This is a genomic window from Tunicatimonas sp. (assembly GCF_049647865.1).
Lineage (GTDB): Bacteria > Bacteroidota > Bacteroidia > Cytophagales > Cyclobacteriaceae > Tunicatimonas.
This window is the reverse complement of sequence record NZ_JBARYM010000198.1, coordinates 1-23,671: the sequence shown is the minus strand read 5'-3', so window position 1 is coordinate 23,671 and position 23,671 is coordinate 1. Positions and strand designations below refer to the sequence as shown.

Below are 23,671 nucleotides of genomic sequence, written 5' to 3'. Positions count from 1 at the left end.
TTAATAATTTAAACTGTCACTGCTGCTATTTTTATGGATAGGCTAGAACCTCGGGTAACATACTTTTCCCGCCTAATTGGAATTTTCAAGTGATACAGAAAAGCTATTACTAATGACTTCGCAACTTCCTTGGCGGGCATGTTTATTTCTCTATAAATTTCTAAAGCTCTTGTAAAATTAAGCTTAAGCATGTAAAGCCGAAAAAACTTTTTTTTCTCACGTAGTAAATAGGCTTCTTGAAATTTCTGGTAGTAGTCCTCACCGAAGTGAGCTGTGAGTTGAGGCTTCCACAGTGATAAAGAATTAGTAATTCCATTTATCCGCTTCTGATACGAATTAGTCATTTTCACTCGGGAGATATCTATCGCTTCTGACGGCAAAGACAAATACTCATTACTTGATTTTATATTAATACCCCGAAACGCTAACGTTAACCACAAATCATGATCTACGCCATTTTTTATCTGTTCATTATATCCTCCGCATTGCTGTAGAGTTAATGTAAAGTAAAACTGAGAAGCGATTGGGGGAGTATATCCCTGACGTATATAGTTGATGAGCGGTCCTTCTAATGAGCGATAGTTAGCATAAACTGTTTGTCCCAATGAATCGATAGTAATAGAGCCGCAGCAAAAGCACCAGTTTGCATCGTAGCCCTTTGCTAATCTCACAAATTCATCTAAATAGCTTGGCTTCCAGGAGTCGTCATCATCTACAAAAGTAAAGTAGGTCCCTCTACTGTTAAAGATAGCCGTATTCCGAGCTGCGGCCAACCCTCTATTTACATCATGGCGTATATAGCGAATCCTTTGGTCTTTGCTTACTAGTTTATTTGCATAATCCTCCGTGCCATCACTAGAGCAGTCATCTACAATAATAAGCTCAAAATGTGCGTATGTCTGATTCAAGACTGATTCAACCGCCCGATTCAACATCTCTTTCCGGTTAAAGGTAGTAATACAAACGGTTACAGTTTTATCTTCAAGCATACGATACTGTCTTTTTGTCGTCTATTAATTCTTCTTCACTTCGCTTGTTAGCTACGTATTGACTCAGAAACACTAATCCCCAAAAAAATGGTTTATCAAAATAGCCTTCTGCCACTCCCATTCCCAAAATAAGAATGAAGAAAACAATACTAAGAAAGGGGTGCAAATCAGAGTAATGCACCACCTGTTTAAAGCTAAAAAACATAGCCCCAAAGTAGATAAGCGAACCAATAATTCCCCACTGAGCTATTTGCTTAGTTAACCCATTATGTCTCGTTTTAACATCCAACGGATTATAGAATGTTTGCTCAAAAATTCCTCGTCCTAAAACAGGGTATTCCATAAAATCATCGTAATCCCATATAGCGCTACTTAGCCGGGTATGACCAACCTGATCACTATCGGTCATCATATCCTTCATATCTCCTCGAGAAATTTCTTCATCTATCTTTTCACCTATAAAGGGTAGAGCAACGTAGGCATAAGCAAAAGCACCAAGCAAGATTGGCACCGAAACGATCTTTACTAAAAGGGTTTGATTAAGGAAGAAATAAAAGAAAATTAATACCGCTAATAGTAAGAAAACTGTTGTTGATAGTGTAGATACTAAAGTGATTATTAATATCACACTCTTGCGGTCTTTCAAACTGTTTGTCTGGGCTAAATTAAACATTAGCGCAATTAGTAAGTAACCACCAAAAGCCGCTGGCTCCCAAAATGGCCCGCAGTTACGATACATGCCTCCCGGACGGTCTAAGTTAAGCTGGTATACAATCAGTGATTTTACTGACCCCCCTGGCTCAAAAGGAGAAGACACCCCTATTGCACTAAATATGTTATCTAAGCCGCTAGTAATAAATAAGGGAATAAAAAAGAAGAAGCTAGCAACTGAGAGGAAAACAATAATATCTACAAAATACGTAGCAAATTTTTGCTTTACGATTGCCAGAACGAAAAAGCCTACCGATATTTTAACAATTAGTCCAATATAGGTATTACGAGGAAAGTAATTGAAATGTAGGCTATGAAGGCAGGCTATAATCAAAAAGGAAAAGAGGATAAAAAAGAAGTATCCATTGAAGCCTTCTTTCCTAAGTAAAAATATCAAAAAGGCAAACCCAAGTACCCCAATCATAGGAATATCTCCATTGAAGAAGGGCATACCAGAAATAGCTGCTAGCAAGTACACTAGCAAGTAGTCAATAGCTTTTTCTTGCTCTGGTAGTTGAATGGTCATGCTTATTTTTACTTTGACAGACCTAATATCTCTTCTACTTCACCCCACATTGTGTTGTTTAAACGTTTATGCTCCTCAACCGTCGCTGCAATATTATCTATTACTCGTTGACGAGTTTCGCCTTCGTTTAACTGTTCTATTTTGGCTCGTACTTCTTGAGGGGCATCTAAGGGTGAAACTAAAAAATCTTGACATTTATATTCTTCCATCACTCGTTCAAATTTATGACTCCATCGCGTTCCTAAGCAGGGTACAGTTTGCGATAAAGTACTAATCAAGCCGTGAAATCTTGAGCTTACCACGATATGGCACTGAGAAATAACCCCCCTTAGCACTAGCGGGTCATTATCATAAACAATATCAATAGGTTTACCTATTAATTTTTGTAGTTCTTCGGCTACAGGATAATCTACTCTTTCGTGTACCAGTACAAAGGGGTCCATGCCTAAGTCGGTGAAGCTATCAAAACACTCTTTAAGAAATGGTAGGTACCGTGGGCCAATTTGATCGTCCGTACTATCAATCATCCGGTGATTAGGAATGATACAAGCTTGACGAGGCTGAGGGCGATATAAATCAGTAATCTTACCTTTCAGAGCACCTGTAAAATCGGGTGCTTGCTTGATTTTATTTGTATGATGATTGAGTGAGGTGGCAAACTCGTAAGACGACTTGTCGCGAGCAAATACCAGTTCTACATTATCTAAAAGTTTACGGAAAGCCTCAGCTACCTTCTCATCTTTAAAGGTGCCTAAAGATTGGGGAAGTAAAACGATCTTTTTACCCTGTTTCTTCCAGCGGGCACAATCATTAGCCATTTGCTCTATCTTACGGGGACCCCACTGATCGCCATAGGCGAACCCAGACGCATCTATTACCGAATCAATCTCTTCTTCAATTACTAATCCGTACTTTTTACGCAGCTTGGTTGGAAATGTAGTGGTCAGCAATTGGTTTGTAGGATTTGCTAAACTCTCGAACCAAAAGCTTTGATAAAGTCCTAAAAGTGCTCTTTTTTTATATTCTGCTACTTTGGGCAATAACGTAAGTTCATCTTTTCCCTGCAACCGCTCAAGAATGGCGTGTAGCATAAGACCGTCTCCTTTATTTGTATAGTTTCCAATTTTAAGATGGATCATTTTATTGATGATTTAGTTAGCAACTATTTTTTTGAACCGACTCATTATTCGGTACAGCAGAGCTTCAGGATGTAGTAGAAAACTTCCTAAATGTTTTTGAATTACATGTATGTTAGCTTTCCAGGTTTTAGCTGCTGCGTTCTTCTTATTAGTGGTCATACGCCCCTCTCCATGTTCATGGTAAGCTACTGTGATATCAGGCATAAAGTGCACCTTATAGCCATGCTTTACAACTACCGTGCGAAAAAACTCGCTGTCTATTCCGCGAGGCATTTTAGTGTCAAATCCACTTACTTTAATCATAATATCTCGCCTAGTCATTACTGTGGAATTATGAATTACGCCATTTCCCTTTAACAATGTCAAAGTGAGATCTAATGGCATTTCGGCACGTTTGATCTCCTCGTTATTGTGAGCATCAATAACTTTCACCCCACTGCATATAATGCCTAATTTAGGATCCGAACTATCCTTCAATATTTCAACCTGTTTAGCAAGTTTATCAGGATCTATCCACTCGTCATCATCATCCATAAATGCTACAAATAGGCCCTTACAGTGTTTAAGTGCCGTGTTTCGGGCAAATGCATTTCCTTGGTTTTGGTCATGCCGAAAATACTTTACTCTTGCATCTCCCTTACAATAGTCTTCTGCTACTTTCCTTGTGTTATCAGATGATGCGTCATCTACGACGATAACTTCTAAATTGGAATAACTTTGATTTAAGACAGAATCTAAGCATCGGCCTAAAAATTTTGCTCGGTTATAAGTGGTAATATTAACACTTACCAATGGTTCTTGATTAGTGCCTAGGGTGCTGGTAGGTATTACAGTATGATCTTGTAAATAACTCATAAATTGCTTGGCTTCCTTAGATGAGGAGATTGTTAGAGGAATATGATATACTGAAAGAACTATAGCTTCCCAAAAGTTTAGAGAGACCCCTGTTGATCGTGCTTCTCTTATAATAGTTAGTGGGTTTTTAGGTTTATGACGATTTAATGAAGAATACATAATGTAGCGTGACCAAAATCTATCAGGATAGTAGAAAGCCAACTGGCAGATACCTCGAGCAACTCGCTTTGATTTGTTCATCAATGAACGATATTTCCATCGGGCTGGATGTATTAATGTTACTGTATTGGTGTAGCTCTGCTTTAACCCTGCCCGATACACTCGGTTCCCAAACTCGTAATCTCCTCCTGATTCCAAGCGAGCATCAAAGTTACCCACTGTATCTATTACTTCTTTTCTGATGCTAAGACAACAAGTTGGCACAAAGTGGTTGTGCCTCAGGTCAACATCTACTTTAAATCCCCCTAGTTGGTTATATTTAGCTGCTAAAGTTTTCTTATCAGTAACTATATCAACTTTACAACCTACATAATCAGCATTATTCTCTTGAAAAGCAGTGATGATCTTATTAAGATAGTCCGAAGGGGCTACCATATCAGCGTCTATAAAAAACAGAAGATCACCCTGTGCTTCATTAATTGCTTTATTACGAGCTGCATATGATCCTTGCTGCTCGTCTTCTACTACTAAACGCACCAATCTGGGGAAGCGGTTTGTAAATCTCTGAGCTACTTGCTGAGTGTGGTCAGTTGATCCATTGTCAGCTACAATGATTTCAAATGAATAAAGCGGATCTTGGACTACTAAAGAAGCTAAAGTAGCTTCTAAACCTATAGGGTCATTGTATACTGGTATAATTACAGAAACCATTGCGTATTGAGAATTAATAGTACAAATGTAATAATTTTCTGTATTATAATATAATTAATTAGCTATTAATTATTATTTTTCTTAGAAAATTGCTTTCTGATCTGCTTATCTCGTAGCTTCTTGCAGTTAATGTGAATATGTCTTCATTATTCCTATCCATCAATTTGCTTTCGTGATTATAGCAAAAATCTAACTGCTGTTGAAGAAATAATTGAGAACATCGAATGTTCCCCTCTTCATCATTCTCGAAAGATGCTAAAGAGAATGGTATCTCAAATCCAGGAGGGTTATAAGCGTAGCTATACCGGTTATTAGCTATTCCTTTACTATAATTATTGGTGAGCAAGTAATTGATGATACTCAATAATTTAGGATGTTTCCATAATGGATGTTCAAGAGTGTTGTTCTTTAAAAGTCCAAATGCATAAGTATTAAACGAATGATAGCCTATAGATTTATTAAGCATTTTGCTCCACTGTAGTTTCTTTCGCTCCTCCGGACTCAATGGTTTATCCTTCAATCTTAACTTTTGTAATACAGCAGAAACTATTTGCCAAACATTTACTAAGCCACTGGATACTACTACTGTTTGAAACTTATCTTCTGTGATGTTTTCTAGTTCATGATAGATAAGTCCATCTTCTAATAGAGTTACATTATCCCATATTTTATCCATAAAAGTATGTACTCTTTCTGCTATCAATGGGTCACTATCCATAATGAATGAAGCAGCAGCAGCAAACCAAAGTTGATGGTTGAATGCATTGTCAATAGGTTTCACAGTACCATCTACCTCTAGTACATTCCACAAACCTAACGAATCGTTGAAGGGATGTTGTAAAAAGACTTCAGAGGCCAGTTTAGTATATATTGGATCGCTTAAAGTACGCGAAGCAGCAGCCAGTGATTCTATCGACCAAGCTTGTCCCATAATTCCGTTACAGCGATCCTTTCCTTTAGCATTTCTGTGCAAAAAGCTATAACCGTGGGGGCGGTACTGAGGCTCTAAGAAGACAGAAGCTAAATCCTTTACCGCTCTTCGGTATTTCTCATCGCCAGACCATTCGTATAATCGGGAAAATGTAATGAGCCAGTGGCCTTTATTTCTTAAAGGCGTTTCTGGGTGGCGATACGGGCCATTATGTCCCGCTTGTAGGTATACTTCAGGTTTCTGTAAGCAAGCGTCACCTAATTCAAACAATAAGTCAAGCGCATTCAGAGTTAAAGTCATTGTAATTATTTCGCGTCAGCCGGTAGTACCTTCTTTGTGAGAAAGCTCAAGTGAAGGAGTGCCTTTGCCTCTTCAATAGATTCATAAAACATAGTTCTCTTTTGAGTTCTCCTGCTTATTAAAAGCAACGCGCTTAGTAGCAGTGCCAATATTCCACCTAAGAAGTTACCAAAACGTAAGCGGAACCAAGCCATTAAACCAAAGTGCTTGTAAGTAAAATAGTAAACACTTTGCATCTGTATCTTCTGCATCATGGTAGCACGTTGGGCAACACTAGCGTGATTCTCGTGCATGAGTTTAGCAGAAGGTACTATATATCTTTTCCAGCCTGCCAGTTTAGCCCGCCAGGCCCAATCTACATCTTCAGCAAAAATGAAAAAATTCCCATCCATTGGGCCAATATCATCGATACACTCCTTTTTGACCATAAAACATACTCCCCGGGGTCGTTGCACCTCTACCGGAGCGGAGGGAACGCTTCGCTTCTTCTTAATCTCTTTCCGTGTGGTTGGGCTATTAGGGACAAGCAACTGTTTTAAAGCATTTAAGCGAGGATATACCTCACGAAATGCTCTCTTCTTTGGGTTGCGGAAGGGGTAGTGAGAAACTTGAACTTCACCATTAGGATAATAAAGTTGAGGACAAGCAATACCGCAGTCGGGTTGTAAGTCTGCAAAACGCACAAGTTCAGTGAACGTATCGTTTAGCAATGCCGTATCGGAGTTAAACATAGCAAAGTAACGTCCTTTAGCTTCAGTCAAAGCCATATTTATTGCTGAAGAAAAACCGACATTCTTTGGACTTCGGATAACTCTTACCGAAGGAAATTCTTTTTCCACGATGCTAACTGTATCATCTTTAGATTTATTATCTACCAGAATGATTTGATATGAAACCCCTTTAGTAAACTCAAATACTGACTTTAAACATCGTACTACTAAGTCTTTAGTATTATACGAAACTAAACCTATTGTTATATCTACTGATTCTTTCATAGAAAATTTGCATTAATTTATTTAATGTACTGATATCTTTTTAGTAAAGCCTCATCACCGATAATTTCTATAAGCTTCTCGTTACTAGCAGCAAAGTCCCTAGATATTCTCTGTTGCATAGCTGTTGATAGGGCTTTTCCTGAAAGCTTCCATCCACTAGTGGCTGCTATACGATCGAGTTTATATATAGCGGTTCTAAGGGTTTGATATAATTTTCGTTCTGGTCTTCTAGGATCAGGTTCGGCGAGCGTGTTTGCCATACGATGCAGGTGGGTAATAAGCCCCGAGGTACTAGCATTCTTTTTTAAGCTCTTCTTTTCACCAACTAAGATATCTACTTCTAGAAAATCTGAAAGGTTTTTAACGAACTTTTGCTGATCTTGAATAAAATCTTCGAATAGCAAAATCTTCACATTATCCTTTCCAAAAGCTTGCTGGAAAGAGGCTATGATCCCACTATAATCAGCAGCATTCCGATAAGCTTGACCTAGATTGCTCTGATAGAATTTTTCAAAAGTTTGATCTAATCCAAAGTGATAAACATCGTGTTTGTAGACCGATTCAAACCAATCTGCTTGTTTTCGAATCACGCCCAATATTTTTGCATTAGGAGACATTTCTTTCATACGAGAGAGCATTTCCGGTATGTCGTGATAGACAAAGCTTAATTCCGCTTTGTAATTATAACTGCGTTGCTGGTTCTTCTTCCGAAGATGAGTTTTAAAGCGCCCCATAGCATAATTTTCATCGCTATCTATTACAACTTGGTGCTGATCACTGCCTTCAACTAATGTGCGGTAGTGCTCCCGACCTAATGAGTAATATGGATTATATGAAATGAAGCGATTTTTTAATGATAGCTGAATATTCTCTTGCTTTTTAAAAACCCCCTGCAAAAAAGTGGTTCCAGTTCGCATCCATCCAATATGAAACACCACCGGACTATCAACTAATAGAGGACTTTGAGTTTCTGCTGTAATATGTTCGGTATTCATGAGTTATCTTTTATTAATTTGTTAGAATAAACGCTTTTTATAGCACGATGATTATTATCGTACTTTATCAAACAATATTCTCTTATTGGTGTAAGCTGAGTGATAGCTGTCATCATTAAAATACCGATTATCTGATCAAAACATCGTTGACAAATAAGATACCCGGTTGGATTTGATGAAACTAACCCAACAGCGAATAGAAAGACCTAGTTAATGCAACGACCTTTTTTCATCTGTTTTTTTTATTAATTGTTAGAATAATGCAATTTTATTTTCGACGCAGAAATTACTTGATATAATAAAAGATAACTATGAAAATGGATTTTTTATAGTAACCGTAGGTTTATTACTAGCCAATCGTTTTCGAGATTGTTGAGTATAGTAACCATCGCTGTTAGATAAGTAGCCATATCCATATTCAGCAGAGAACTTCACATCATTAAATAGCAGATAAAGATTTTGAATCTTGTTCTTAGCGTATAGATCGTTAATTCCACCTAATATATTCTTATTGGTATAGTTGTAACGAACTACAAATAAGCTAATATCGAAATGTTTGAGCATTACAAAGTAATCAGCTACGTACCCAATTGGCGGCGTTTCTATGATAATATAATCGTAGCGATCTCGTAAGAGATGAATAAGTTCGTCCATTCTAGCGGATTCAAACAATGTAATAGGATCTTCCTGAGGAATACCAGGGGCTATTACATCAAGTTTTCTAAATTCAGTAGGCTGAATAATATCGTCAACTGCTACTGAACCACTCAGATAATCGGAAATGCCTGGGCCAGATAGGTCGAAGAAATCTTGAATTCGAGGCTTGCGTAAATCACCACCAATAAGTAAGGTGCGCTTACCAGATTCGGCAAAGGCGGTGCTTAAATTAGCTGAACAGAAGGTTTTTCCTTCACCACTAATAGAAGAAGTAACTCCAATTACTTTTTCATCACCACCCTGATGAAAATACTGTAGATTGATACGGGCAAATTTGAATGATTCGGCAATTGCTGAGTTAGGCAAGGTACGGGCCACTAGTTTAGCATCTTTTGGCCCGTTAGCAATCATTCCTAACAAAGGCACCTTCACTTGTTTCTCTAATTCTTCCTTATTAGTAATGTTGTTATTCGACAAGTCTCTTATCAAAACAACTGAGAAGGGAATGATGAATCCGATAACAAAAGCGATAGAGAATATCAGCATACTATTAGGTTCTACCGGAGCATACCCCGTTTTCTTAGCTGAATCAACTACTTGAACATTCTCAGAGTTGGTAGCTAATGATAGTTTTGCATTGGACTGCTTTTGAAGTAAGAAGTTATATTCTTCGTACAGCTTATCGTAATTCTGCTGTAAGAACTGTAGTCTGCTTTGTTCTTGAGGCAACTTATTAATACTGTACTGAATACCACCGATTCTTTGATTTAGCCGACTAAGGTTCCGCTTTTCTGATGCTAATGCACTCTGAAGTTGCTCTTTAATAGCCTCTCGAGTGCTTTCTACCTCGCGCTTAACGGTTCTGTATATCGGATTGTCAGGGCGAGCATTAACCTTGAGATCATTCAGCCGCGTAACTAGCGTGATATACGTCTCAATTAAGCGGTTAAAAAGTTGGTCTTGATTAATGCCTGCTGAGGAAGGGGCAATAATCTTACTGTAGTCATCATTATCATTCAAGTAGGTAAGGGTACTCTGATAGTAGTCTATTATTCGCTCCGACTCTGCTTGGTTATTACGTAATTCTCCTAAGTTCTCCATCGCCTGCCCTGAAGCAAAGTCAGAGTTCAATAGGCCCGTTTGCGAACGGAAGTTTTCTAAAGCAGATCGGGCATTATCTAATGAGTCATTTTTCTCAGCTATTTCTCTATTCAAAAAGTCAAGCGAAGTTTCTCCTAAACTGTTCTTCTGTAGTAACCCTTCTTGGGTATACGTTTCAATCAGCGTATTAATAAACAGTCCGCCCTTTTGGTCTATAGCACTATTGATGAGCAGTTGCAACATCCGGTTGGTATCATCCATCTCTACCGCAGGCTGTACCTTTATCTTTCCTTGGTATTGCATTGCCAAATCTTCAATTCGGGTTAGTTTGAAGCAATACTCAAAGTCGCTGTCTTCTTTTTTCTTTTTATTAACTGTAATGTTGAGAATATCACTAATAAAAGGTTTACCAAATTCACCTACAGCCTTTAGTTCATAATCAAATATTTTGCGCCCTTCTTTAGTAGTAAACGCTACAGCATTCGCCTCCTCGTTGCTAGCCATAATCCGATATTGAGTATCAGAAATTGCTTCAATAAAAATAGGAGTATTTACTGCCTGAAGTTGACTGGAATCTATTTGTATCTCGTAAGGAAACGAAGTATAAATCTCGTTTAGCCAACCTTCGCGCAAGAAACCGGGCCAGAAATTTTCCACATTGTAGTAAGTAATCCCAAAATCAAGTCGCTCCAAAGCCGACTTGATTAGAGAGTAAGACTTTAATTTTCCTATCTCGTTAGTAAGAGCAATGCCCTTTCCTTGATTAGGGGCATCATTAAGCAACTCTCCGGTTTCTGTTGAACCTACTTCTCGATCCTTCAACAAAATAGTGGCTCCGACTTCAAACTTCTTCTCGCCAAAAATGGCAAAGACGGCAGCAATTGCTAAACAAAAACCCAAGCTGATCACAAAGTAATACCAGTGTTTCAGCATTTTCCCCAGCAGGGCGAATAGGTCTATTGTTTGATTTTGATTATTTATACTATTTGCTTTATCCATTGTCTGTCACAAATTATAGATGACAATAATTCTATTATGAGCGCGCTTCCTACCTAGTGGCAATCAAGGCGAACTAATCAGCATTAAGGGTCACAATTAAGTTAATTATAGCAACTAATGAACCTACACTACTAAATATAAGGCCAATAGGTTGAAAATTTGCTCTACGTACCTGCTGTATTGATGGTTCTACGTATATCTGATCGTTAGGTAGAAGATAATAGTATTTTGATTTCATTAATTCGGCACTCGTTAAGTCTAATAAAATAACTTCAGCACCATCATCAGTCTGGCGAATAAGTTTTACGTTTCGCCGATTAGCAATCTGAGTAAGGTCACCTGCCAGACTAAGCCCTTCTAAGATAGTAGCCTGTCCATTATAAATATAATAATATCCTGGACTATTTACTTCCCCCAGCACTGATACCTTGAAACTTACTAACTTAACATCAACTGATGAATTAAGAATATACCGATTAGCTTCCTGTTGAATAATCTGCTGGCACTCTTCAATAGTCAGGTTTTGAACTTGTACCTTCCCGATTAGCGGAATGCTAATAAAACCATCTTTATCTACATTGAAGCCCATCAAGTATAAGATAGACTCACTTCCAAAACCACGAGCACCTTCTTGGTTACCATAGTTGAAGAAGGCCGAAGTCTCATTATCGGGGTTTTGGATTGTTACGTGCAGTATATCATTAGGCTGAACACGATACTCAGGCCGCCTATTCTTTATCTGGGTTGGATATTCAGTAGAAAAACTACTGTCTTGAAGATAAACCAACTCCTTCTTGGAGACACAAGAAAAAACAGAGGCAACCATTACAAGGTAGATGGCAGACAAACTGAAATATTTTCTACTTTTTACCAGTTTTTGATACATTAACTATAATTTATATAACTTTTCAAATTTTATATTGAACAAAAGTATAGATTTATTTGGTGTTTTAAAAGAAATTCACCTAGAAAATTAATTATTATTATTAATTTTTGCATTTTTCTTATAATACAAAGGACTTATAAAGATTATTTTGTACTCTGATGTAGCAACTCTTACAGTTCTAAGGTATGTACTATTTTTGTCATTTATCCAAAAAATGAGCCAGACTCGCGCTATACAGTTCCTCTCCCTTCACAGTAGAGACTAACTGTTGCTCATCTACAACAAAGCCAGCAGTTCGCACTAAACCAATCTGCGAAAAAGTAAATTCTCTATTCTTTAGATAGTCTTCAAAGGGCTCTTTTTGATCAAGAGAAATGCTCACTACCACTCTACCTTGCCCTTCTCCAAATAAGAAGGCATCTTTTCTAACAGTTGAAATAGTCTGTACTGAAAAGCCTAAACCATTCACCATTGCTGACTCAGCCAAGGCAATAAATAGTCCCCCATCTGAGACATCGTGAACCGATACAATTAACTTTTGCTTAATTAACGCACTTACAATTTTATGCAGTTGATACTCTTGCTCAAGATCGAAGTAAGGAGCTGGCGACTGCTTGATACTATGAAAACTATATAAATACTCAGAGCTGGCAATATCATTAGTTGATTTTCCTAATAGGTAGATTAAGTCGCCTTCTTGCTGAAAAGCGAATGTCATCTGCTGTCGGTAGTCTTCCAAAATGCCTAACATACCAATGGTGGGAGTAGGAAACACAGCTCCACCGTCGTTAGACTGGTTATAGAAACTCACGTTTCCCCCGGTTACCGGAGTCTTTAATTTCTCACAAGCTTTCTTCATGCCCTTGATTGCCCCAACAAACTGCCAGTATACTTCAGGATCGTAGGGGTTGCCAAAATTTAAACAGTTAGTGACGGCCACCGCTTCGCCACCTGCACAGACGACGTTGCGTGCCGCCTCAGCTACCGCAATAGCGCACCCTACTTCGGGGTCAGCATGAACATAACGGGCATTACAGTCTACCGTTACAGCAATGGCTTTATCCGTACCTTTAATTCGCACCACTCCAGCATCAGATGGAAAATTAGTTGTAGTAGTACCGGTACCAATCATAGAATCATACTGCTCAGAAACCCACTGCTTGGAAGCAATATTCGGATGGCTTAGTAGAAACTCGGCAACTTCAGCATAATTATCTGGCTCTGGAACATCATTAATATTGAATTTTTGATACTCCTGATAATAAGCCGGCTCATGATATTCGCGCTCGTAAACCGGAGCACCTCCGCCCAGCACTAGATCGTCAGCAGGTACGTCAGCTACCACTTCACCATGCTGATGAAATACCAAACGTTTGGTATCGGTCACTTCACCTATTTGCTCGCACTGCAAATCCCATTTCTCAAAAATAGCTTTTACTGCTTCCTCATTTCCTTGCTCCACCACAATGAGCATTCGCTCCTGCGATTCAGATAGTAAGATTTCCCAGGCCAACATATCGGTTTGCCGCAGCGGAACTTTGTCTAACCAGATATCCATTCCGTGTTCGCCTTTCGCGCTCATTTCGGAAGTAGAGCAAATAATTCCCGCGGCACCCATATCCTGAATACCAATTACGTGCCCGGAGGCAATTACTTCTAGCGAAGCTTCCAGTAATAATTTCTCCTGAAATGGATCTCCTACCTGCACTGCCGGAAGGTCTTTAATAGAATCTTCCGTAATATCTTTAGAAGCGAAGGCCGCCCCATGAATTCCATCTTTTCCGGTAGCTGATCCTACAATAAATACTGGATTGCCTACTCCGTATGATGTAGCACTGGCTACTTTATCGGTCTTAACAATACCCGCTGAAAAGGCATTTACCAATGGGTTGACCTGATAGCAAGGGTCGAAAAATAATTCACCTCCTACGGTAGGAATTCCGAAAGCATTACCGTAATCACCAATACCTTTCACTACTCCCCGTAGCAACCACTGCGTTCGTTCGTTCTTAATGTCCCCGAAGCGGAGTGAGTTGAGTTGAGCAATTGGGCGAGCCCCCATAGTAAAGATATCGCGATTAATGCCCCCGACTCCGGTGGCGGCTCCTTGGTAAGGCTCAATAGCCGATGGGTGATTATGCGATTCTATTTTGAAGCTACAAGCTAATCCATCGCCGATGTCTACCAACCCAGCATTTTCTTCTCCTGCCTTCGCCAGCATTCGCTCTGAATCTTTAGGTAACTTTTTAAGCCAAGTAATAGAGTTCTTGTAAGAACAATGCTCCGACCACATTACTGAAAAAATACACAATTCAGTAAAGTTAGGATCTCGCTCTAGTATTTCCTGAATTCTCTTGAACTCTTCTTCAAGCAACCCTAGGTCTTTGGCCGTTTGTATAGTAGGTAAGGTTTGTTCCACGTTTCGAAATAATACGTTTTTAACGATACGATTTATAGAATGTTGAATAGACTATCGGGAAAATAGCCATCAACTAATTATATCTTTTCTTAGCTCATGATTTTAGCTCCTGAGCGTATTCTTTAGCAAAATAAGTTAAAATGATATCAGCACCCGCTCGGCGTATGCTCATCAGACTTTCTTGCATGGTTTTCCTTCCATTTAACCATCCGTTAGCAGCAGCTGCTTTGATCATGGCGTACTCACCACTAACTTGATAAGCAGCTATTGGAACTGGAAAGCACTCTTTCAACGATTGAACAATATCCAGATAGGGCAAAGCTGGCTTCACCATCAATATATCCGCTCCTTCATCGTAGTCTAGCTCAGCTTCCATTAAAGCTTCTCGCGCATTTGCTGGGTTCATTTGGTAGGTCTTTTTATCGCCTAACTTGGGAGCCGAGTCTAGCGCATCACGAAACGGACCGTAAAAAGCAGAAGCATATTTAGCAGTGTATGCCATAATGGATACGTTTGCGTAGCCGTGTTCATCTAATAATTCACGCAAATAGCCTACCCGACCATCCATCATATCTGATGGGCCTAGTATATCGGCTCCAGCTTCTGCTTGTACTAGAGCCATCTTACCCAGAATCTCCAGCGTGGCATCGTTCAGTATTTCACCATCGTGCACTAGCCCATCGTGCCCGTCCGAGCTGTAGGGGTCCATCGCGATGTCGGTCATTAGGCAAACATCAGGGAAAGTTTCTTTTATACGACGAATGGCAGTAGGGAAGAGTCCTTCCGGATTGTGACCCTCCTGCGCTAATGTATCTTTTTTATCATCAGTGAGGGCGGGAAAAGGGGCAAAGGTGTGAATACCCAATTCTTGGCAAGCAGCAATTTCTTCTAGTAGTAGATCGATACTATACCGATAAATGCCCGGCATAGAAGCTACTTCTTCTCGCTGGTTATCACCTTCAATAATGAAAACCGGAAATATGAGATGTTGTACCGAAAGCTGGGTTTCTTCTATCAAATTACGAATGACGGGTGATTTTCGGTTGCGGCGGGGACGGCGTAGCATACAAACTGTTTGTGACAAATATAACTGGGATAAAGCCAGATACCGAAAGGATGCTGGTTTTTTTGTAGATTTAGGGTGATTATGGATAATAGATACAATAACTTCAATACTGTTTATCCGTTTCAGGTTTTTATATGGTGCTAAAATTCGCTAGATAAAAGAATGAGTACCGTAAGAATGTATAAACTAATTCGCAAAACAAATACTGCTTTGGCAGATACTGAGGCGGAAGAATTAGTTAAAGAAATAAAGAAATGACCAATCAGCGGTTTGATGATCGGAAGGAGCTATTAGCTACTAAGGATGATCTTTCCTCAGTTCAAGCAGTATTAAAGGATGATATTGCTTTAGTGCGTTCGGAACTAAAAGATGATATTGCCTCTGTAAAGGCGGAAAAGATGACATTGCTTCAGTGCGTTCGGAACTGAAAGATGATATAGCTTCAGGACAGGTAAACTTAGCTAATACCGAAGCGAGGATTATAGGAGTAGTGGAATCTAAAATAGGCCGAACCTATCGCTCTTTACTGCTTTGGATCGTAATTACCAGTTTTCTCGGCGCATTGGTTAGTTCTTTGCCCGAAATTTTAGCACTGTTTATCCGGTGAGCTACAGACTAATCCAACTGCCATAGCGAATCAGTAAATAGCTTTTGAGAATCGTAGAAATGGTGCATGACCGAGAAGCCCGAATGCTGGGCTAAACCTTCAATATCGTTTAAGCTATATTTTTGCGAACGTTCCATATAGATAGCTTCCCAAGCCTCAAATTCAACTACTTCATCAATTGCCGAGATGGTGACTTGTTGCTCTTTTTTGCTAACTAAGTAGCTGCGAATGCTACCTTCCATTGGATCGTAAATAGGAAAGTACTGAAAATTATCAATATTGAAGTCAGCTTTAAGTTCTTCATTAATTCGTAAAAGCAGATTGTGCTTAAACGCTTTGGTCACCCCCGGCTTGTCAAAGTAGGCGGTTAGTATTCTCTCCGGATTCTTTTTTAGGTCAAAGCCAGTCATTAACAAATCGCCGGGAGAAAGGTGAGTGGCAATCTCTTTTAAAAATGTTATACTTTCGGAGTTGGAGAAATTGCCAATATTTGCTCCTAAGAACAATACTACGTTTCGTACCTGCTGGCCATTAAAGGAAGATTTAAGCCGATCAATTGCCCGGAAATAATCATCTTGAATACCCTGGACCTTTAAGTCAGGCATCTTTTCAGCCAGATCAGTAGTAAGTTCTTCAATGATATTGGTCGAAATATCGATGGGAACATAAGAGAAGTCGGCCTGCTGTTCCAGAAAATGTCGTAACAGTACTTTTGTTTTAGTGCCATCACCTGCCCCGAATTCAATTAGCCGGAAAGGAATGCTGTCTTGAGAAAAGTATTTTAGCATTTCGTGGCGGTGCATCTCAAATATCTCGTATTCGGCCCGTGTAGGATAATACTCCTCCATATCCATAATCTGCTGGAAAATCTCATCGCCCCGCTTATTATATAAGTATTTAGAGGGTAGTGATTTCTCTTTGGCCGTTAGTCCGGCGTATACATCGGCCGCAAACTGTCGGTTAACTTTCTGAGAATATCCATTTAATCCAACGCCTTCTAAAATAGCGATGGTTTTTTTGGAATGATCGGTGGTATAAGACATTTAACTATGTTCAGCAAGACGGAAACCCGTGAATTGCCAGCGTTTATCAGGTTGGAAAAAATTTCGGTAGGTAATTCGGAGGTGGCTCTCGGGCGTGGCGCAGGAGCCACCGCGTAGCACCATCTGATTAATCATGAACTTACCGTTGTATTCACCCAACGCTCCCGCTGGACGTTGGTAAAAGGGGTAAGGTAAGTACGCACTTTGGGTCCACTCCCATACATCACCAATCATTTGGGCTGGAACCGAAGTAGTGCCAGGTGTCTGTAGCGCTTGAGGGTGAAAGCTTTCTGATTCTACCAAGTTAGCTTGAGACAAAACATGGAAGTTATCTTCGTAACTCGCCAAACGGCAAGCTACTTCCCATTCGGCCTCAGTAGGTAAACGCTTACCTCGCCAGCGGGCGTAAGCATTGGCCTCATAGTAACTTACGTGCGTAACTGGACGAGATGGATTCAGCACCTGCAAACCAGACAACGTGTATTCATACCACTGTCCCTCTTGCTGATGCCAATAGTGGGGTGATACAACCTTATTTTCCTGCACCCACGCCCAGCCGTCAGATAGCCACAGGTCGGCGTTTTGGTAGCCCCCGTCATTTATAAAAGCTAAAAGCTCGCCGGAGGTAACTAGCCGATTTAGTAGTCGGTAATCGGCCAGATAGATCTGATGATGACCTTCCTCATTATCGAAATGGAACTTACTACCTTGAAAGCCAATAGAATAATTACCACCCGGTACGGAAACATATTCTTCACGCTTTACAGCCATTCCTTCTATTGAAGGAGACTCACTTGCGTAAGCGGGGAAAAGCGGATTGTGACCCAAAATATACTTAAGGTCCGTTACTAATAGTTCTTGGTGTTGCTGCTCATGGTGCAACCCTAACTCTATTAGATAATGGATGGCCTGCCAGGCTGAATCGCTTAAAAGATGCGGCAGCTTATGAAGGTGCTCATCTACGTAGCTACGATAATTTATTACTTCTTGCGTGGTAGGCCGAGTCATATTACCTCGGTTGGTTCGTACCATTCGGTCGCCTTTGCTCTCGTAGTAGCTATTAAATAGAAAGTTGAATTGATCATTGAATTCCCGATAGCTGGGGAAAGACGGAATCAAAATAAATTGCTCGAAAAACCAAGTAGTATGGGCTAAGTGCCACTTAGGTGGGCTTACATCTCCAATAGGTTGAACTACGTAATCTTCCGGTTGTAGTGGCTGGCACAGGCGAATGCTTTGTTGGCGCACCTCTTTATATCTAGCAAGAATATCAGCTTCTGTGGGCGTAAGTAATTCCGAATTCATAAGTTAAGTTGGTGGCACTTTCAGATGAGTTAACGCTCTAGGCTAAAAAAACGTTTGCTCAAAATATCGTGAAGATTAGCTAATATTTTGTCTGAGACTAGACAAAGCATGTTGTTTTCGCCAAGCTAAATATAAATCAGTAAAAACTCAAAAAAAGTACATTAAGAAGTGTTTATGACCAATAAAGTAAGTACTTATGCTTAATTCAAGCATAATCGATTTCAAATTGTACTAAATCAATAAACTCCTGAACTCGCTCTTTTACTTCTTCTTGCGATAAATTAATCAGGCGCTGCGGACCAAATTTCTCTACGCAGAACGAGGCCATCGCTGAACCATAGATTACCGCTCGCTTCATATTATTGAACGAACTATCCTGAGTTTGCGCTAAATACCCAATAAATCCTCCGGCAAATGTATCCCCCGCGCCGGTTGGGTCAAACACTTCTTCTAAAGGTAGAGCGGGGGCAAAGAAAACTTGCTCATCACTAAATAACAACGCCCCATGTTCGCCTTTCTTAATAATAATATACGATGGCCCCATTTTTAGTATAGCTCGTGCTGCCTTCACTAGTGAATATTCGCCCGAAAGCATTCGTGCCTCTTCATCGTTAATAGAGAGTACATCAACCTGTTTAACAACCTCTTTAAGGCTTGGCAGAAAAGGCTCGGTCATCCAGAAGTTCATTGTATCTAACATAACCAACTCCGGGCGCTGCTTCAATCGATTCAGTACCGTTTGCTGTACTTCTGGAGTTAGATTACCCAGCATAAGATATTTACAATCTTGGTAAGCATCAGGAATGATAGGGTCAAAGTCGGCTAACACATTTAGTTCGGTAGCCAGTGTATCACGAGTATTCAAGTCGTTGTGGTAACGACCCGCCCAAAAGAACGATTTCTCACCTTCCTTGATCTGCAACCCTTCCGTATTAATGCCGTGCTGCTGAAAGCTTTCAATATCTGACTGTAAGAAATCATCACCCACTACTCCGACCAGATTAGCCGATTTAGTAAAGTATGAGGAAGCCAAGGCAATGTAAGTGCCCGACCCGCCAATGATCTTGTCGGTTTTACCAAAGGGGGTTTCAATGGCATCAAAGGCTACAGTGCCTACTACTAATAAACTCATATTTTATTAACTGTTAGAAATGTAAAAAGAGGATGAATAAATATTTTAGGTATCGAAATTTTATAAAATTAGGGTTGTTATCGCTTTACCTCGGTTGTTTTTCGAGGCACTAATTTGCTCTTATCTACTCCCAAAAGAGGTTTTCGGTATATCCAATACTGCTGTTGAGGTTTGCCTTTGAATTGGCGTAATAAATACTGTACGGCGGTTTGGTCGTCGCTTACCCGGTTGGTTTCAATTTTGTCGTACCGAACCTCATATTTTCCTAAAAACTCTAGCAACAAACTAATCATTGCTGAACCTACTCCTCGCTGCTGAAACTCTGGTAGCACTCCTAATAAAACACTTAGCAAGTGCTTATGTTTGCGTTTGCGGAAGTAGGCCTCACGCACTTTGCTTAGTATTCCATTACCCGCTCGTATTCGGGCCTGATTGATGTCGGGCAAATTAAAGAAGAAACCAATAGGCTGGTTTTGGTAATAGGCCAGTAGAAATATATTTTCATCAATCCAGGGCAATAGTTCCTGTAACTCATCCTGAATTTGCTGAACTGATAATTCGTGATGAAACGGAGTTTTACTCCAAATCTGATTGTATACCAATGCAATATCCTTCGATAGTCCCGCTACTTCGTCTTTATTAAAGCGATCGATTCTAAAATCTTTGTTTTCAATTATTGATTTAGCCTTTTCTTTTATTGTTCTGGGAAAGGGAAGCGTTTGAAAATCTAAATGATAAGTTCGCTGTTGCAAATACTGTTGAAACCCAAAAGACTCGAAAAATTGCTGATAATACGTCTGATGATAGTTAGAACCGTACACCGGAGGTTCGTCAAACCCTTCTGTTAGTAGCCCCGATTTAAGAAATAAGCTCGTTGGATTTACCGGAGCGTGTGCCATTGCAATATCGCGCTCCTTCAGCCATAGGGCACCTTCCTCTAAAAGTTGATGAGCAGCTGTCTCGTGGTCAATACACTCAAAAAAAGCCAGAAAACCACGCTTGGTAGATTCTTTTCGGTTAACAAAAGCCGCAATACAACCGATCGTTGCCCCTCGGTAGTTTTGCAGAATCCAGCGGCAAACATCATTTTGATCGAAGAAGGAATGGTTTTCCGTATTGAAAATACGTTCTACTTCTTCTGCTTTGGTCTGCACCCAATAATCATCATCCTGATATAAACGGGTGGGAAACTCATAAAACTCGTTTGCCGAATACTTGTCAGCAACTTTAAGAATGTGCATGGACGCTAACTACTGTGGTTTTGTTATGATTTTCAGCAGGTTAGATTTTTTTTGCTCGCTAATTGGGCGGTGGTATAAATGTGCGCTTAAACTTTTTATATTTGTGCAAAGCTGTTCTGACTGTAGAACCACCTAACAAGATTTAGGGTTTCTTTTCGAGCAATTGTACAAATCTACAATTTTTCATTGAATATAGTATCCACACTGCCTGAACTATTAACGCTTAACGCATGGGTAAGATTATCGCTATCGCCAATCAAAAAGGAGGAGTAGGAAAGACAACTAGTGCTATTAACCTAGCTGCCAGTTTAGCGGCGCTAGAGCATAAAACGTTGGTAGTAGATGCCGACCCGCAAGCTAACTCTACCTCCGGTTTGGGTTTTAACCCGAAGGAGGTAGAAGATAGCATCTACGAATGTATGGTAGATGAAGCCGATATTCGCTCGGCCATTGTACCTACCGAATTAGAATACCTTTACCTGCTACCTTCTCATATCGATTTAGTGGGGGCCGAAGTAGAAATGGTGAGTCTGGAAAACCGGGAGAAAAAGATGCGAAAAGCATTAGTTCCGGTGCAGGATGACTACGAGTTTGTTATACTGGATTGCTCTCCTTCACTTGGCTTAATCACAATTAATGCCTTAACTGCGGCTAACTCAGTAATTATTCCGGTGCAGTGCGAATACTACGCACTAGAAGGTTTAGGTAAATTGCTGAACACGATTCAAATTATTCAGTCGCGACTGAATACTGGGTTAGAGATTGAAGGCATTCTGCTAACAATGTATGATTCGCGGTTGCGTTTATCTAATCAGGTGGTGGAAGAAGTGAACGCCCATTTTCAGCAAATGGTATTCAGTACCCTGATTCCGCGAAACATTAAGTTGAGCGAGTCGCCTAGTTTTGGGTTACCCGCCATTATTCACGATGCCGATAGCAAGGGAGCCATTAGTTATCTGAACTTAGCTAAAGAATTATTAGAAAGAAATCGACAACTTGCGCGTTGATAGGCTGAACATTTATCGCTTCGTATACCTGTTAGCACCATAATAAAATTGCCCAAATGAGTATTAATAAAACATCCGGAAGATCTACCCGCCGTAAGAATGCTTTAGGTCGGGGGTTGGGAGCATTATTGGAAGACTCCTCCCAAGATGTCCAACTACGAGATAATCCTACCCGTGAATATAGCTCGATTAACGAGATAGCACTGGACAATATAGAGGTAAACCCTTTTCAGCCCCGTACCCATTTTGATAAGGAAGCACTGCAAGAGTTAGCTGACTCAATTATGGTGCAGGGGATTATTCAACCCATTACGGTGCGCCTTATCAGTGGTGACCGCTACCAGATTATTTCGGGTGAGCGACGGGTGCAGGCGTCTAAACTAGCTGGGCTTACTAATATTCCGGCCTACGTTCGCAAAGCCAACGACCAGCAAATGCTGGAAATGGCTCTGATCGAGAATATTCAGCGGGAAAACCTTAATGCCATTGAAATTGCTTTGAGCTACCAGCGATTAATTTCGGAGTGTGACCTGCGACAAGAACAGCTCGGCGACCGAGTGGGTAAAAACCGCTCTACGGTTAACAACTACTTACGGTTGCTGAAGCTTCCGCCCGATATTCAAGCGGCTCTGCGAGATACCCGCCTAACAATGGGGCACGCTCGGGCTCTAATCAATGTAGATACCATTGAGCAACAATTACACTTCTTCCATCGAATTGTGCAGGAAGATTTATCAGTGAGGCAGGTAGAAGCCTTAGTAAGAGAGCTAGCTACCCCTAAAAAACCAACTACTGCTGCCCCTTCAGCGGGAATGTCGCCCGAATTACAGGCGGTTCAGAATCAGCTTTCTTCTCACTTTGGCACCCGGGTGCACATTAAAACAATCGGTAAAGAAAAAGGTGAGATCAAAATACCGTACTTATCTACCGAAGATTTAAACCGTATTCTTGAACTGCTGCAAACATGAAGTACGCCCAAGTAGGGTTGATACTGCTAATAATTTTCTCAACTATTTCGGTAGCGTTCGCCCAAGAAGAGAAAGAAGAATCCACCCCGGACACCATCCCAATAGTGGAAGATACGCTCCAGCTCCAGCAGGGAACAATAGGAGTAAACAAACCAGGCACTGAAGCTCCCGATACCGTAGTTATTGAAATGATGACGGATCGGCATTCGCCCCGCCGGGCGGCTCTGTACTCAGCCGTACTGCCCGGTTTAGGCCAGGCGTACAACGGAAAACCCTGGAAAATCCCGATCATCTACGGTGGATTCATTACTATGGGTTATTTTATTATCCGTAATGATGATCGTTACCGCTTTTTTCTACGAGCTGAAGAAGCGGTACGTAGAGGGGAAGCTAATCCTTTAGAAGGTCTAGCAGGAGGTCGTTATGATGATGGTGGGCGGCTAAGTCTTGAAAGGGATAGATATCGGCGCGACCGAGATTTTATGATCATTTTAACCGCCGGATTATACGGTTTGAATATTATGGATGCTATTGCGGATGCCCATCTTATTGAGTTTGATATCAACCCCGACCTGAGCATGGATTTGAAGCCAATGGCTGGATCGGCTTTGGCTTATTACGATCATCTAACTCCCACTTTGCCCGCTTACGGATTATCTTTTACCATTAGTCTATACTAAGTAATGCGTATTCTACTAATTGGCTACGGGAAAATGGGAAAAACTATTGAGCAACTTGCCTTGCAACGTAATCACTCCATTGTGGAGCGCATCGATCAGGACAATACCGACGTTTGGGATACGCTGGGAAAAGATGCAGCCGATATAGCTATTGAATTTAGCCAACCCGATGCTGCCGCTGCTAATATTCGTCATTGTTTGAGCCGAGGCATTCCCATTGTATCGGGTACCACCGGCTGGTTAAACCAC

19 protein-coding genes and 1 pseudogene are annotated in these 23,671 nt (G+C 40.5%); 5 read left to right on the top strand and 15 right to left on the bottom strand.

What is annotated here, in order from left to right; all coding sequences use genetic code 11:
* Positions 1-8: 8 nt before the first annotated feature.
* The 11 genes from WBA23_RS06115 to hemB form a co-directional block, all read right to left on the bottom strand.
* The gene (locus WBA23_RS06115; protein ID WP_424581366.1) at positions 9-989 is read right to left on the bottom strand and encodes a glycosyltransferase family 2 protein; all 981 of its coding nucleotides are present in this window, start codon (positions 987-989) and stop codon (positions 9-11) included.
* A complete protein-coding gene (locus WBA23_RS06110) occupies positions 982-2,226 on the bottom strand; it encodes an O-antigen ligase family protein (protein WP_424581365.1) in 1,245 nt (414 codons plus the stop codon). The genes WBA23_RS06115 and WBA23_RS06110 overlap by 8 nt, the downstream gene beginning before the upstream one ends.
* 8 nt (positions 2,227-2,234) lie before the next feature.
* The gene (locus tag WBA23_RS06105; protein ID WP_424581364.1) at positions 2,235-3,365 is read right to left on the bottom strand and encodes a polysaccharide pyruvyl transferase family protein; all 1,131 of its coding nucleotides are present in this window, start codon (positions 3,363-3,365) and stop codon (positions 2,235-2,237) included.
* 12 nt (positions 3,366-3,377) lie between these two features.
* The gene (locus WBA23_RS06100) at positions 3,378-5,090 is read right to left on the bottom strand and encodes a glycosyltransferase (protein WP_424581363.1); all 1,713 of its coding nucleotides are present in this window, start codon (positions 5,088-5,090) and stop codon (positions 3,378-3,380) included.
* Positions 5,091-5,148: 58 nt separating this feature from the next.
* Positions 5,149-6,321 carry a hypothetical protein gene (locus WBA23_RS06095; RefSeq protein ID WP_424581362.1) on the bottom strand — a complete coding sequence of 391 codons (1,173 nt, stop codon included), beginning with the start codon at positions 6,319-6,321 and terminating at the stop codon, positions 5,149-5,151.
* Positions 6,322-6,326: 5 nt separating this feature from the next.
* A complete protein-coding gene (locus WBA23_RS06090) occupies positions 6,327-7,316 on the bottom strand; it encodes a glycosyltransferase family 2 protein (RefSeq protein ID WP_424581361.1) in 990 nt (329 codons plus the stop codon).
* A gap of 17 nt (positions 7,317-7,333) precedes the next feature.
* On the bottom strand, positions 7,334-8,311 hold the full coding sequence (locus tag WBA23_RS06085; RefSeq protein ID WP_424581360.1) for a sulfotransferase: 978 nt from the start codon (positions 8,309-8,311) through the stop codon (positions 7,334-7,336).
* A gap of 309 nt (positions 8,312-8,620) precedes the next feature.
* A complete protein-coding gene (locus WBA23_RS06080) occupies positions 8,621-11,068 on the bottom strand; it encodes a GumC family protein (protein ID WP_424581359.1) in 2,448 nt (815 codons plus the stop codon).
* 73 nt (positions 11,069-11,141) lie between these two features.
* Positions 11,142-11,894, bottom strand: coding sequence for a polysaccharide biosynthesis/export family protein (locus tag WBA23_RS06075; RefSeq protein ID WP_424581358.1), 753 nt, complete (start codon positions 11,892-11,894; stop codon positions 11,142-11,144).
* Between the two features lie 259 nt (positions 11,895-12,153).
* Positions 12,154-14,373, bottom strand: a complete 2,220-nt coding sequence (purL, locus tag WBA23_RS06070; RefSeq protein WP_424581357.1) for a phosphoribosylformylglycinamidine synthase subunit PurL — start codon at positions 14,371-14,373, stop codon at positions 12,154-12,156.
* Positions 14,374-14,467: 94 nt separating this feature from the next.
* Positions 14,468-15,439 carry a porphobilinogen synthase gene (hemB, locus tag WBA23_RS06065; RefSeq protein WP_424581356.1) on the bottom strand — a complete coding sequence of 324 codons (972 nt, stop codon included), beginning with the start codon at positions 15,437-15,439 and terminating at the stop codon, positions 14,468-14,470.
* A 254-nt stretch (positions 15,440-15,693) separates the two neighbouring features.
* Between hemB and WBA23_RS06060 the strand changes: the two genes are divergently transcribed.
* Positions 15,694-15,867, top strand: coding sequence for a hypothetical protein (locus WBA23_RS06060; RefSeq protein ID WP_424581355.1), 174 nt, complete (start codon positions 15,694-15,696; stop codon positions 15,865-15,867).
* Positions 15,868-16,054: 187 nt separating this feature from the next.
* Here WBA23_RS06060 and WBA23_RS06055 read toward each other — a convergent pair whose 3' ends face one another.
* From WBA23_RS06055 to WBA23_RS06040, 4 genes are all read right to left on the bottom strand, one after another.
* Entirely contained in the window at positions 16,055-17,089 is a 1,035-nt protein-coding gene (locus WBA23_RS06055) for an L-histidine N(alpha)-methyltransferase (protein ID WP_424581354.1), read from the bottom strand.
* Positions 17,090-18,394, bottom strand: coding sequence for an ergothioneine biosynthesis protein EgtB (gene egtB / locus WBA23_RS06050; RefSeq protein WP_424581353.1), 1,305 nt, complete (start codon positions 18,392-18,394; stop codon positions 17,090-17,092).
* 205 nt (positions 18,395-18,599) lie between these two features.
* Positions 18,600-19,526: a PfkB family carbohydrate kinase gene (locus WBA23_RS06045; protein ID WP_424581352.1), complete on the bottom strand. Its 927-nt coding sequence runs from the start codon at positions 19,524-19,526 to the stop codon at positions 18,600-18,602.
* A gap of 77 nt (positions 19,527-19,603) precedes the next feature.
* Positions 19,604-20,767 (bottom strand): GNAT family N-acetyltransferase, encoded by a 1,164-nt coding sequence (locus WBA23_RS06040; RefSeq protein ID WP_424581351.1) that lies wholly within the window; start codon positions 20,765-20,767, stop codon positions 19,604-19,606.
* A 230-nt stretch (positions 20,768-20,997) separates the two neighbouring features.
* Between WBA23_RS06040 and WBA23_RS06035 the strand changes: the two genes are divergently transcribed.
* The 4 genes and pseudogenes from WBA23_RS06035 to WBA23_RS06020 form a co-directional block, all read left to right on the top strand.
* Positions 20,998-21,774, top strand: coding sequence for a ParA family protein (locus WBA23_RS06035; protein ID WP_302203530.1), 777 nt, complete (start codon positions 20,998-21,000; stop codon positions 21,772-21,774).
* Positions 21,775-21,830: 56 nt separating this feature from the next.
* Positions 21,831-22,742: a ParB/RepB/Spo0J family partition protein gene (locus tag WBA23_RS06030; RefSeq protein WP_424581350.1), complete on the top strand. Its 912-nt coding sequence runs from the start codon at positions 21,831-21,833 to the stop codon at positions 22,740-22,742.
* Positions 22,739-23,422, top strand: a complete 684-nt coding sequence (locus WBA23_RS06025; RefSeq protein ID WP_424581349.1) for a DUF5683 domain-containing protein — start codon at positions 22,739-22,741, stop codon at positions 23,420-23,422. The genes WBA23_RS06030 and WBA23_RS06025 overlap by 4 nt, the downstream gene beginning before the upstream one ends.
* Before the next feature lie 3 nt (positions 23,423-23,425).
* Positions 23,426-23,671 (top strand): annotated as a pseudogene (locus WBA23_RS06020) (4-hydroxy-tetrahydrodipicolinate reductase); the annotation flags it as partial.